This is a genomic window from Pseudarthrobacter sp. MDT1-22 (assembly GCF_054511035.1).
In genome coordinates, this window is record NZ_JBTNDK010000029.1 from 1 (window position 1) to 12,462 (window position 12,462).

Annotated in this window: 12 protein-coding genes; 8 read left to right on the top strand and 4 right to left on the bottom strand. The window is 67.0% G+C overall.

The genetic code is table 11. The features are described 5' to 3' along the window. Nucleotides 1–146: 146 nt before the first annotated feature. Nucleotides 147–902 (bottom strand): IclR family transcriptional regulator, encoded by a 756-nt coding sequence (locus ACX80M_RS17805; RefSeq protein ID WP_056340756.1) that lies wholly within the window; start codon nt 900–902, stop codon nt 147–149. Nucleotides 903–1,122: 220 nt separating this feature from the next. On the opposite strand from ACX80M_RS17805, the gene ACX80M_RS17810 reads away from it, so the two are divergent. From ACX80M_RS17810 to hutG, 6 genes are all read left to right on the top strand, one after another. Beyond that, nucleotides 1,123–2,517: an NAD-dependent malic enzyme gene (locus ACX80M_RS17810; protein ID WP_252603489.1), complete on the top strand. Its 1,395-nt coding sequence runs from the start codon at nt 1,123–1,125 to the stop codon at nt 2,515–2,517. A 16-nt stretch (nt 2,518–2,533) separates the two neighbouring features. Then, nucleotides 2,534–4,132: a malate synthase A gene (gene aceB / locus ACX80M_RS17815; protein WP_459310092.1), complete on the top strand. Its 1,599-nt coding sequence runs from the start codon at nt 2,534–2,536 to the stop codon at nt 4,130–4,132. A gap of 3 nt (nt 4,133–4,135) precedes the next feature. Continuing rightward, complete coding sequence (locus ACX80M_RS17820) at nt 4,136–5,413, top strand: DUF6986 family protein (protein ID WP_459310093.1); 1,278 nt, start codon at nt 4,136–4,138, stop codon at nt 5,411–5,413. Between the two features lie 10 nt (nt 5,414–5,423). After that, nucleotides 5,424–6,236 carry a bifunctional allantoicase/(S)-ureidoglycine aminohydrolase gene (locus ACX80M_RS17825; protein ID WP_252612148.1) on the top strand — a complete coding sequence of 271 codons (813 nt, stop codon included), beginning with the start codon at nt 5,424–5,426 and terminating at the stop codon, nt 6,234–6,236. Nucleotides 6,237–6,436: 200 nt separating this feature from the next. Next, complete coding sequence (locus tag ACX80M_RS17830) at nt 6,437–7,192, top strand: IclR family transcriptional regulator (protein WP_459310094.1); 756 nt, start codon at nt 6,437–6,439, stop codon at nt 7,190–7,192. Next, complete coding sequence (gene hutG, locus ACX80M_RS17835) at nt 7,189–8,139, top strand: formimidoylglutamase (protein ID WP_459310095.1); 951 nt, start codon at nt 7,189–7,191, stop codon at nt 8,137–8,139. Before ACX80M_RS17830 ends, hutG begins: the two co-directional genes overlap by 4 nt. A 35-nt stretch (nt 8,140–8,174) precedes the next feature. Here hutG and ACX80M_RS17840 read toward each other — a convergent pair whose 3' ends face one another. Then, nucleotides 8,175–8,384, bottom strand: coding sequence for a hypothetical protein (locus ACX80M_RS17840; protein WP_459310096.1), 210 nt, complete (start codon nt 8,382–8,384; stop codon nt 8,175–8,177). A 57-nt stretch (nt 8,385–8,441) separates the two neighbouring features. After that, complete coding sequence (locus tag ACX80M_RS17845; RefSeq protein WP_459310104.1) at nt 8,442–9,287, bottom strand: aldo/keto reductase; 846 nt, start codon at nt 9,285–9,287, stop codon at nt 8,442–8,444. Between the two features lie 182 nt (nt 9,288–9,469). Between ACX80M_RS17845 and ACX80M_RS17850 the strand changes: the two genes are divergently transcribed. Continuing rightward, entirely contained in the window at nt 9,470–10,375 is a 906-nt protein-coding gene (locus tag ACX80M_RS17850) for a helix-turn-helix transcriptional regulator (RefSeq protein ID WP_459310097.1), read from the top strand. 132 nt (nt 10,376–10,507) lie between these two features. Beyond that, nucleotides 10,508–11,317, top strand: a complete 810-nt coding sequence (locus ACX80M_RS17855; RefSeq protein WP_252603469.1) for a carbonic anhydrase — start codon at nt 10,508–10,510, stop codon at nt 11,315–11,317. Between the two features lie 4 nt (nt 11,318–11,321). On the opposite strand, the gene ACX80M_RS17860 is transcribed toward ACX80M_RS17855, so the two are convergent. Beyond that, nucleotides 11,322–12,254, bottom strand: a complete 933-nt coding sequence (locus ACX80M_RS17860) for a threonine/serine dehydratase (RefSeq protein WP_459310098.1) — start codon at nt 12,252–12,254, stop codon at nt 11,322–11,324. Nucleotides 12,255–12,462: the final 208 nt, after the last annotated feature.

Sequence of the window (12,462 nt, forward strand, 5' to 3'; positions counted from 1 at the left end):
CCACACACAAGGTCAATGAACTCGGTGCGGGTACTCAGAGGAAATGACCTGACCATTAAACGCTCCATCAATCAGAGCGTTGCAACGACCATATGACTCTGCCGAACAAACACTGCCGTCATCTGCCACCTCGCGGGGAGGGAAACTCAGTTCTGGTTGAGCTCAGCCGAGATCGCCATTGCGGCCTGGCGCAGCAGCGGCACGGCGCGGTCTGCAAAACTCTGGTCCACGCGGCTGATCGGCCCCGACACCGAGATGGCGGCAGGGGTGGGTGCGTTGGGCACGGCCATCGCGAAGCAGCGCACGCCGAGCTCCTGCTCTTCCTCGTCAATGGAGTAGCCGCGTTCACGGATCAGCTTGAGATCGGCAAGGAGGGCATCAATGTCGCCGATGCTCTTGGCCGTGGGGGTGGGCATGCCGGTGCGGGCCACGATGCCGCGCACCACCTCGTCGTCGAGCTGGGCCAGGATCGCCTTGCCGACTCCGGTGTCGTGCGTGTGGGCGCGGCGGCCCACCTCGGTGAACATGCGCATGGAGTGCATGGAGGGCACCTGGGCCACGTAGATGACCATGTCCGAATCCAGCACGGCCATGTTGGAGGTTTCGCCGAGGCGGTCCACGAGGTTCTTCAGCTGCGGGCGGGCCACGGCTCCAAGCTGCTTGCTGGCGGCTTCGCCAAGCCGGATCAGCCGGGGACCCAGTGCGTAACGGCGGTTGGGCAGCTGGCGGATGTAGCCAAGCGAGACCAAAGTGCGCAGCAGGCGGTGGATGGTGGGCAGGGGCAGATCCGTGGAGGACGAGAGCTCGCTGAGCGTCACGTCACCGCCCGCGTCTGTGATGAGTTCCAGCAGTTCGAAGACGCGCTCGACGGACTGCACGCCTCCGGAGGCTTTTTCAGCCATTCCGTTGTCTCCTATGGCTCAGATTCTGACATCTCTTATCCACATCGTGAAAAGAGTTGCTTAGAACACTCAACATACAGCACAACCAGGCCCCAGGCGATGTCCCCAAACATGACCGCCAGGGGGTTGCATTTCCACTTTGCAGATAATAATATCCATAATACGAAAACATTCGGTTGCACGAGCGGTCCGGGAACGGACCCAACGAGGAGGAAATTCAATGGCGAACCCGAGCCCCGGAAATTCGATCACCCTGCGCGTCGCGGCGCCGTCGAGCTTCACCGCCACGAGTGAGCTCGCTGCCGCCGTCGGCGCGGCCGGCGCAGCCATCACGGCGCTTGACGTCACGGAATCCCACCACGACACCCTGGTTGTGGACGTCACATGCAACACCACCGACGACGACCACGCCGCCCGCGTCAAGGACGCCCTGAACGCCCTCGACGGCGTCACGGTCCAGCACGTCTCGGACCGCACCTTCCTGATGCACCTCGGCGGGAAGCTCGAGGTGGTCCCCAAGGTAGCCCTGCGCAACCGCGACGACCTCTCCCGTGCCTACACGCCCGGCGTCGCCCGCGTCTGCCTCGCCATCGCCGAGGACCCGGCAGCAGCCCGCAACCTGACCGTCAAGCGCAACACCATTGCCGTCCTCACCGACGGTTCGGCCGTCCTGGGCCTGGGCAACATTGGCCCGGCCGCGGCCCTGCCCGTTATGGAAGGCAAGGCCGCCCTGTTCAAGCAGTTCGCCAACGTTGACGCCTGGCCGGTCTGCCTGGACACCCAGGACACCGAGGAAATCATCATGATCGCCAAGGCCATGGCCCCCGTCTACGGCGGCATCAACCTTGAGGACATCGCAGCACCGCGCTGCTTTGAAATTGAGAAGCGCCTGCGCGATGAACTCGACATCCCCGTCTTCCACGACGACCAGCACGGCACTGCCATCGTCACCCTGGCAGCCCTCCACAACGCCCTGCGCGTGGTGGACAAGAAGCTCCCCGAGGTCCGCATTGTTGTCTCGGGCGTCGGCGCCGCCGGCTCGGCCATCATCCAGCTCCTTAAGGCCCAGGGCGCCCAGCACATCGTTGCCGCCGGCCGCTCCGGAGCCATCCACTCGGGCGAGCAGTACGACGACGAGCACCGCGCCTGGATTGCCGCAAACACCAACGAGGAAGGCTTCGCCGGAACCCTGCACGAAGCCATGGCCGGCGCCGACGTCTTCATCGGTGTCAGCGCCCCGCACGTGATCGGCGAAGAGCAGGTCGCCGCCATGGCCGAGAACGCGATCGTCTTCGCCATGGCCAACCCGACGCCGGAGATCGACCCTGTCATTGCGTCCAAGTACGCGGCCGTGGTGGCCACGGGCCGCAGCGATTTCCCCAACCAGATCAACAACGTGCTGGCCTTCCCGGGCTTCTTCCGCGGGCTGCTCGACGCCGGCGCGAGCGACATCACGCCGGAGATGCTGGTGGCCGCCGCAGACGCCATTGCCAACCGGGTAGCTGACGACGAGCTCAACGCGAGCTACATTATCCCCAGCGTCTTCGATCCTCATGTAGCCGCCGATGTGGCTGCCGCAGTGGCGGGCGCCGCTCACGCCGCCCGCGCTCTCTAGAAAAGGACTTACGAATATGGCTATCACTGTTACTGACCGCCAGCCGGTCTCCCGCGCCGAAGAGATCCTCACGCCCAAGGCCCTGGCCTTCGTCGAGGAGCTGCACCGGCGCTTCGCCGGAACGCGCAACGAGCTGCTCGAGGCCCGCCAGGCCAAGCGCGACGGCGTCGCCCGCACCAGCCGCCTGGACTTCCTGCCGGAGACGCAGGAAATCCGCGACGGCGACTGGAAGGTCGCCGAGGCGCCCGCCGCGCTGCAGGACCGCCGCGTCGAGATGACCGGCCCGGCCACCCCGGCCAAGATGGCCATCAATGCCCTGAACTCCGGCGCCAAGGTATGGCTGGCGGACCTCGAGGACGCCAGCACGCCCACGTGGCCCAACGTCATCGACGCCATCCTGAACCTGCGCGACGCCGCAACCGGCACCTTGGCCTACACCTCGCCCGAAGGCAAGGAATACACGCTCCGCACCGACGCGCCGCTGGCTGTTGTGGTGGCCCGCCCCCGCGGCTGGCACATGCCGGAAAGGCACCTGCTGATCGACGGCGAACCCGCCGTGGGTGCGCTGGTGGACTTCGGCCTGCACTTCTTCCACACCGCCAAGCAGCTGCTGCTCAACGGCCACGGCCCGTACTACTACCTGCCCAAGATGGAAAGCCACCTCGAGGCGCGCCTCTGGAACGAGGTCTTCGTCTTCGCCCAGGACTTCCTCGGCATCCCGCAGGGCAGCGTCCGCGCCACCATGCTGATCGAAACCATCCCGGCCGCCTTCGAAATGGACGAGTTCCTCTACGAACTCCGGGACCACGCCTCGGGCCTGAACGCCGGCCGCTGGGATTACCTGTTCAGCATCATCAAGTACTTCCGCGACGCCGGCGAGGAGTTTGTGCTCCCCGACCGCGCCTCGGTGGTTATGACGGCTCCGTTTATGCGCGCCTACACCGAGCTGCTGGTGAAGACCTGCCACAAGCGCGGCGCTTTCGCCATGGGCGGCATGGCTGCCGTCATCCCCAACCGCAGGCACCCCGAGGTCACCGAAGCAGCCTTCGCCAAGGTCCGTGCGGACAAGACCCGTGAGGCCAACGACGGGTTCGACGGCTCCTGGGTGGCCCACCCGGACCTGGTCCCCACCTGCCGCGAGGTGTTCGACGGCGTACTCGGCGAGCGCCCGAACCAGCTGGACAAGCAGCGCCCCGAGGTTTCGGTTACTGCGGACCAGCTGATCGACATCGCCTCGGCTGACGGCCAGGTCACCGAGGGCGGGCTGCGCCTGAACCTGTATGTCGCGGTCGCCTACACCGCCGTCTGGCTCTCCGGCAACGGCGCCGTGGCCATCCACAACCTCATGGAGGACGCCGCCACCGCCGAGATCTCCCGCTCGCAGGTATGGCAGCAGATCCGCAACAAGTCCGTCCTCGCCGACACCGGAAACACCGTCACCCGCGAACTGGTCGAAAAGATCCTGGGCGAGGAAACGGAACGGCTCCGGACCGAATTCGGCGACGAGGCCTTCCGCCTGTACTACCAGCCGGCCAGCAAGCTGATCGCCGAGATCTGCCTGTCCGAGGACTACACGGACTTCCTCACCACTCCGGCCTACGAACTGGTGGGCTGAGTCATGGCGGTCTCCCCCACGCCGTCGCTCTCCGCGGCGGACCTTGCCGCCATCGACGCACAGCTGGCCGCCACTGACCAGCTGCTGGAACGTAATTACCCGGGCGACGACGGCACCCGCCAGCCCGTGCACACCGTGTACGTGCCGGCTGACCGTTTCACGCCGTCGTTCGCGGCCGACTGGGGTGCCCAGGCGCTTACGACGGCGGAGGCTCACGGCGGACTCGAGAAGCTCGGCGCGCTGCTGGGTCAGGAGCCGGAGCTGGCTGCCGCCGTCGCCGCACGGGTCGGTGCCAAGCTGCGCACGGAACCGATCGAGGACCTGCGCCTCGACTTCGAGGATGGCTTCGGCGACCGCGGCGATGAGGCGGAGGATGTGGCAGCGGTTTCTGCCGCCAACGCTGTGGCCACCGCCGTCGCGGCCGGCACCGCGCCGCCGTTCATCGGCATCCGCTTCAAGTGCTTCGAGGCGCCCACCCGGGCCCGCGGACTGAAAACACTGGACCTGTTCGTCTCCACGCTCGCGCAGGCCGGCGAACTTCCTGCCGGACTCATCCTGACCCTGCCCAAGGTCACCACCGTGGCCCAGGTCCAGGCGATGGACTTCGCAGTGTCCCGGCTGGAGGAAGTCCACGGACTTCGCGCCGGCCGGCTCCGCTTCGAGGTCCAGGTGGAAACACCGCAGCTGATCCTCGGGCCGGAAGGCACCTCCCCTGTGGCGCAGTTGCCGCACGTGGTTCCGGGACGCATCAGCGCCCTGCACTACGGCACCTACGACTACTCCGCCTCGCTGCAAATCTCGGCCGAGTACCAGTCCATGGAGCACCCGGTCGCGGACTACGCCAAGGAAGTCATGCAGCTGGCCGTCGCCGGCACGGGCATCCGCCTCTCCGACGGATCCACCAACATCATCCCGGTGGGCGACGCCGTCGAGGATGCCTGGAAGCTGCACGGACGCCTCGTCCGCCGCTCGCTGGAGCGCGGCTACTACCAGGGCTGGGACCTGCACGCAGCCCAGCTGCCCAGCCGTTTCGCCGCCACGTATGCGTTCTACCGCGAGGGGCTTCCGGCCGCAGCGGCACGCCTGCGCAATTATGTCGACCACACGGAAGGCGGGGTCATGGACGAACCCGCCACCGCCCGGGCCCTGGCCGCCTTCGTCCTGCGCGGCGTCCAGTGCGGCGCAGTGGGGACCGAAGAGGTCCAGGCGCTCGCCGGCGTCGAACTTTCCCAGCTGACCGCACTGGCGCACCCGCGGCTGGCACACTCCACTTCAAAGTAAGGATCCCATGATGGGCAAGTACTACTACCCCCAGGGCGGCCTGCCGCCGCAGACGCACCTCACCACGGAGCGGGCCATCGTCACGGAGGCCTATACGGTCATCCCCAAGGGCGTTATGACCGACATCGTGACCAGCACCCTGCCGGGTTTCTCCAACACCCGCTCCTGGATCCTGGCCCGCCCGATCTCCGGGTTTGCCACCACGTTCTCGCAGCTGATCGTGGAGATCGGCCCCGGCGGCCGTGCCCCCAAGGCCGAGTTTGAGCCCGGCGTTGAGGGCGTTGTCTTTGTCACCAAGGGCAAGGTCAACCTGACGCTCGACGGCGAACTGCACCAGCTTGAGGAAGGCGGCTACGCCTACCTGGCCGCCGGTGCCACCTGGGGCCTGGAGAACGTCTCGGATGACATTGTCTCCTTCCAATGGATCCGCAAGGCCTATGAGCGGCTTGAGGGTTACGAGGCAAAGTCCTTCGTCACCAGTGATGCCGAGGTGGAACCCACCGCGATGCCGGATACCGACGGCGCCTGGAAGACCACCCGCTTCACGGATTCCAGCGATCTGGCCCACGACATGCAGGTGAACATTGTGACGTTCCAGCCGGGCGGGGTTATCCCGTTCCCGGAGACCCACGTCATGGAGCACGGCCTGTACGTCCTGGAGGGCAAGGCCATGTACCTGCTCAACAACGACTGGGTTGAGGTGGAGGCCGGCGACTTCATGTGGCTGCGCGCCTTCTGCCCGCAGGCCTGCTACGCCGGTGGCCCCGGCGAATTCCGCTACCTGCTCTACAAGGACATGAACCGCCAGATCAAGCTGACCTAGGCCGCCTTACACCGGCCGCCTCTTACCGGCTGGCCGCCGCAATCGCCGGAGCCATGCCGGGTCACTGCAAATTTGCGGCGACCCGGCATGGTTCCGGCGATTTCGCGTTAACGGTTGATTCCCACCCGGCGGAAAGTAAATTCCCACTCTATGGGAACTAGTTGATGCCATCCGTGATTCCAGCCACTAACGTCGGTGTTATGCCTACAGTTCCGAACCATTCCGTGATAGCGGAAGGCAACGCCTCGCGATTCGTCGACATCCTGCTCGAATTCGCGCGGCACCGGACCCTGACCGCAGCCCAAATCAGCAAAACAACGGGCATCCCCGCCAGCGCCGTGTACCGGCACCTGGCAATGCTGGTGCCGTCCGGGCTGGTGGCGCAGACCAGGCGCCGCGGGCAGTACAGCGCCGGCCCGGAAACCCTGCGCCTCGCCGCCAACTTCCACCAGGAGGCCATGGTCAAGGGCCGCATCTCGGAGCAGCTACAGCTGCTCTCGGATGAAACCCAGGAGCTGGCCGCCTATCTAGTGGTCCGCGGTGCGGAGGCACTGTGCGTAGATGCCATCGAAGGCCCTCAGATGCTGCGCTGCAGCTACTCGCCGGGCCGCTCGCTCCCCCTGCTGAAGGGCGCCAGCGCGATGGCCCTGCTGGCGCACCTGGACCCCCAGGAGCAGAGCAGGATCGTGGCCGGCCTCGGACTGAGCGAGGAGGAGGCAGACAACCTGCACCACGAGCTCCAGCTCGTTCAGGGCCGCGGCTTCGGCCTCAGCTACGGGGCGGTGGATGCGGGCGTCTGGGGCGTCAGTTTCCCCGTGTTCGACGACGGCGGCCGGCTTTTGGGTGCCGTCAGCACCATGGCTCCGGCGGACCGGGCGGTCCGGCGCGAAAAGCAACTCATAGCAAGCACCCGTGACGCCGCACTGGCGCTAGGACACGGAGAAGGATCCCGATGACCAACCCCACCACCCAGCACACGTGGACGGGCCGCGACGACGGCCCCGGCCCAGAGCACCGTCGCTGGCACCACGCAGTGAACACGGCCCAGGCCGGCACCACGGGAATCGCCATCCTTGGGTTCCGCAGCGATGAAGGCGTCCGCCGGAACAAAGGCCGGGTCGGCGCCGTCGACGGTCCCGCAAGCATCCGCTTCGCCCTGGCACCCATGGCGGCGCCCGCGGAACTCCTGGTCCACGACCTTGGCGACACCACCGTTGTGGACGGAAACCTCGAGGACGGCCAGGAGCGCCTCGGCGCGGCCGTCCTCGAGGCCCTGGACGCGGGCCACCTGCCCATCATCCTGGGCGGCGGCCACGAAACCGCCTTCGGCACCTACACGGGCCTCCGCGCCAGCCAGGTCACCGATGGACGCCGCATCGGCATCATCAACCTGGACGCGCACTTCGACCTCCGCGCCGAGGAAATCCCGTCCTCGGGAACACCGTTCCGGCAGGTGGCCGAGGCGGAGCAAGCCTTGGGCCACGGGTTCAGCTACACGGTGGTGGGCATCAGCCAGCCCGGCAACACCGAGGCCCTGTTCCAGACAGCCCGGGAGCTCGGCGTCAAGTACCTCCTGGACGAGGAATGCACCGAGTCCAGGACTGAGCAGGTCCGGCAGTTCACGCAGGACTTCATCGACTCCGTGGACGTGGTCTACCTGACCATCGACCTCGACGTCCTCCCCGCGTACGTCGCCCCCGGTGTCAGCGCACCGGCGTCGTACGGCGTTCCGCTCTCCGTGGTGCTGGAAGTGTGCCGCCAGCTGGCCCGCTCCCCCAAGCTCGCCGTCGTCGACGTCGTCGAACTGAACCCCAGGTTCGACGTCGACTCCCGCACGGCCCGCACGGCCGCACGCCTCATCCACACAATCGCCGCAGAGCGATCCGGGCGCCGGCATGCGTAGCCGCAAGCCCGCCTCCCCTCCCCAGAAACACACGGTCAGGGCTCAGTAGCCGTCCGCGGTTCAGGTTCAATTGCCCACGCGGCTTCGTGCAGGAGACTGGCCAGCCGCCGCTGGAAGCGGGCCAGTCTCCTGCGTGCGCGTCCGGCTTGTCGTGGTGCCACGACGGGTGAATCCGGCAAGGCGCTGCGGCTGTCGTTGTTTATGAGGTGGACGACGGCCCAAGCCATCATCAGCGAATTATCCATGGTTCTCTTCTTGTTCGGTGAGGCTCTCTTGGTTTGCACTTCCCCGGTGCGGATTGGCTACATTTGGCTGTGCGCGGCGACGGCGGGATCCCCGCCGGTGCGGGCGCCGGACTCCAGTTCCGTGATTTCGGCTACCTCCGCGGGCGTCAGCGACACGGCGGCAGCGCCCAGGTTTTCCCGCATGCGTGCGGCCTGGACCGACTTCGGGATGACGATGGTGCCCTGGCTGAGATGCCACGCGAGTACAACCTGGGCAGGTGTAGCACGGTACTTCGCGGCCAGTGACTTCACGGTGGCCGCTGCCAGATCGGCGCCCTGCCCCAACGGGCTGTACGCCTCCACCGCAATGCCCAGGGAGCGGTTCTTGGCCGCCAGCTCCTGCTGCTGGAACGCGGGGTGGATTTCGATTTGGTTGACGGCCGGGACAACGTCCGCCGCCGCTAGGTGCGTGTCCAGGTGGTCAGCCAGGAAGTTCGCAACCCCGATGGCGCGGATCTGGTTGTTTGCGTACAGCTGTTCCATGGCCTTCCAAGCCTCCGTGAAGAGTCCCTGTGCGGGCACGGGCCAATGGATCAGGTAGAGGTCCAGGTAGTCCAGGCCCAGGGCTTGGCGGCTGTTCTGGAAGGCTTGGTGGGCCATTCCTTGTTCACCGTTGCGCAGCTTGGTGGTGATGAAGAGTTCCCCGCGGGGTATGCCCGAAGCGGCAATGGCTGCCCCGACGCCGGCCTCGTTCCGGTACGCCGCGGCAGTGTCGATGTGGCGGTAGCCGGCTTCGAGGGCGTCCTCGACGATGCGCTGCGTTTCTTCCGGCGGGACCTGGAATACGCCGAAGCCAAGTTGCGGGATCTGGACGCCGTTGTTGAGGGTCACTGTGGGGATGGTAATTTCCTGTGGCTGGGACATCATCAGTTCTTCCCGTGGTTGTGTTGTTTGCTCGAACAGCCCTGCACGGGCGGGTTATGCATTCAACGCTAGGCACGCCGGCAGGCCGTGTCAGCAGGTATGCCATTCCCTCCTTTTCCTAGGACTGGCAGTCCTACCTTCGTCACTGGAAAGCGGGGACGCCGGCTTGGACAATGGAAGGCATGGGTCAGAGCGCGGAGTTTGGAAAGTTCCTGAAGGCAATGCGGTCGCGGCTGACGCCGGAGCAGGCCGGGATAGCCGCGACCACCGGTGGCAGGCGCGTCCCCGGGCTGCGACGCGAGGAAATCGCGCGCCTTGCGGACGTGAGCACCGACTACTACACCCGGCTCGAACAAGGCCGGAACATCCACCCGTCCCGGGCGGTGATGGATTCAGTGGCGAGGGCCCTGCGCCTGGATCCTGGCGAGCAGGCGCACATGTTCGACCTTCTGGAGAACTGCGCGAAGTCCCAGCATTCACCCATTCCGGAACAGGTTGTTCGGCCGGCTCTCCGCCAACTCCTGGACGCCGTGGGCAACGTTCCCGCCCTGATCCTGGGCCGCCGCACAGATGTTCTGGCCGGCAACCGCCTGGCGTTCCTTCTCCTTGCGGAATTCCCGGCCATGCCGGCAGCAGAGCGGAACCTCACCCGATGGGTTTTCCTCGATCCGCGCTCCCACGATCTCTTCCGGGACTGGGAGACCGTGGCGGCCGAAGCCGTCGGGACCCTGCGCGCGGATATCGGCCGGCACCCCAACGACCCCCAGGCCAATCAACTCGTCGGCGAACTCGCAGTACACAGCGAACGCTTCCGCCAATGGTGGGCCGGACACCGGCTGGCAACGGGGTTCGCAGGCAGTGTTCGGCTGCACCATCCCGTCGTCGGGGACCTGGAACTGAACTTCGAAGACCTGACGCTTCCCGACGATTCAGACCAGGTGCTGCGGGTGTATTCAGCGAAGCCGGACTCGCCATCGGCCGATTCCCTGACCCTACTCGGCAGCTTCGGCGCCGAAGTGCTGGCCGCCGCGGCAGCCCCTCGGGCCACAGAAGACACGGACGCGTCCGGCGCCGGCAAGGCGCCCTGACTTCCGGGAAGGACAGCGGGTCACATCCTGCGGTGGGCGTCTGTGACAAGACCTGCCACCGGCCCCCGTGGTAGTCGTCGTAGGTCCGCGCCGGGCTCTCCGGTGCGGACCTACACGACCCGAAGGATGGAAATGCGCAGCGCCACAATAATGACCAGGAAGTCTTTGCTAGTTGGATCCGGCCTGGGGCTGCTGGCTCTTGTCACCGGCTGCAGCAGGTCCGCCGCCGGGGCCGCGGCACCCTCGCCGTCCGGCTCCGCAGCGCCCCGCGCCTGGTCCTACGACGGCGCCGAGGGTCCCGAACACTGGGGCACCCTGAGCTCCGACTTCGGCTCCTGCTCTTCGGGCACCGCCCAGTCCCCCATCGACGTCGGGGGTGGGCCGGGCCTTTCCCCTGCGCCGCTCGCCCTGGCCTATTCCGCCTCGGAAGGCGAGATCACCGACAACGGCCACACCACCGAGCTGCACGCCCTCTCGGCCCAAGGCATCACGGTTGGCGGCAAGAAGTACGCCTTCAAGCAGCTGCACTTCCACGCCCCATCCGAGCACACGCTGGACGGCGTCCGGCACGAGGCCGAGTTCCATTTCGTCCACCAGGCCGACGACGGCGGGCTGGCCGTCGTCGGGATCCTCGCCACGGTGGGGGCTACCAATGCGCCGTGGGCGCCGTTCACGGACGGCGTGCCGGCCGCAGCCGATGGGCCGAAAGTGGCGGCCGGCGTCGTGGACTTCCCGGCGCTGTTCCCGGCGTCGCTGGACCACTTCGCGTACGACGGCAGCCTGACCACTCCGCCCTGCTCGGAAGGCGTGCGCTGGCTGCTCCTCGAGACCCCCATTGAGCTGGGAGCCGGACAGCTCGCCACACTGCGCGCGGCGCACGCGGGCAACAGCCGGCCGGTCCAGCCGCTCAACGGGAGGGACCTCGTCGCGGTGGACCGGTAGAACCTCAGACGGTGGCGGGGTCCGTGTTGGCGCCGCAGAGGATCACGGCCACGCGTTCGCCGTCGGCCGGGACGTAGGCGCCGGAGTGCAGGGCGGCGAAGGCCGCGGCCGCGCCGTGCTCCACGATGATGCGGTACTGCTCCCACAGCAGGGACCGGGCGGCCACGATGTCCTCGTCGGAGACCAGCACGGCGCGGACGCCGGTACGGACGGCCACGTCGAAACCGATCCGGCCGATCTGCCGGGCCCCCAGGGAGTCGGCGGCAATCCCCGAAACGGCCACGTCCACGGGGGTTCCGGCCGCGAGCGCGGCATGCAGTGTGGGCGTGGATTCGGACTCGACGCCCACCACTTTGGCCCGGCCCTCCACGGCGGCCGCGACCCCCGCCATGAGCCCGCCGCCACCCACGGCCACCACCACGGTGTCCACGTCGCCCAACTGCTCCAGCAACTCGGTTCCGATGGTGCCGGCGCCGGCGGCGATCTCGGGCTGGTCGTAGGCATGGCAGTAGACCGCGCCCGTCTCGGCGGCGTAGGCCATCGCGGCGTCGTAGGCCTCGGAGTATTCGGCACCGTGCTGGACCACGTCGGCGCCGATGGCCACGAGCTTCTTGACCTTCACGGCCGGGGCGGTCTCGGGCACGAACACCGTGGCAGGGACCCCCACTTCCGTGGCCGCGTAGGCGTTGGCGAGGCCGGCGTTGCCGCCGGAGGCCACCACAATGCCCACATCGTCCTTCAGTTCGCCGCGCTCCCGGCAGGCCAGAACCCGGTTGAACGCGCCCCGGGCCTTGAACGTGCCGGTGTGCTGCATGAACTCGCACTTAAGCCACACTTCGCCGGGGAACTGGCCGCGGTCAGCCGCCAGCACGGGCGTGACGCGGATCCTTCCGGCAATCCGGGCAGCGGCTTCGTCGACGTCGGTGCGTGTGATCATGGGGAAATCCTCGTTCCGGGGTGGGGCTGGGTTCAACGTTCAGGCTATCGCCCGCGTGGTGTCGCCGTCGTTCCGTCCCAGCGGCTCGGCGCAAAAGCGTCCCAAAGAGAGAATTGGGCCGCTTTCGCGGGCCGAATGAGTATGCCAGAGAAGGCCCCTTCATCGGATACTCACCGGAGGGGCCTTAACCTTGATCCGCCGACGGTCT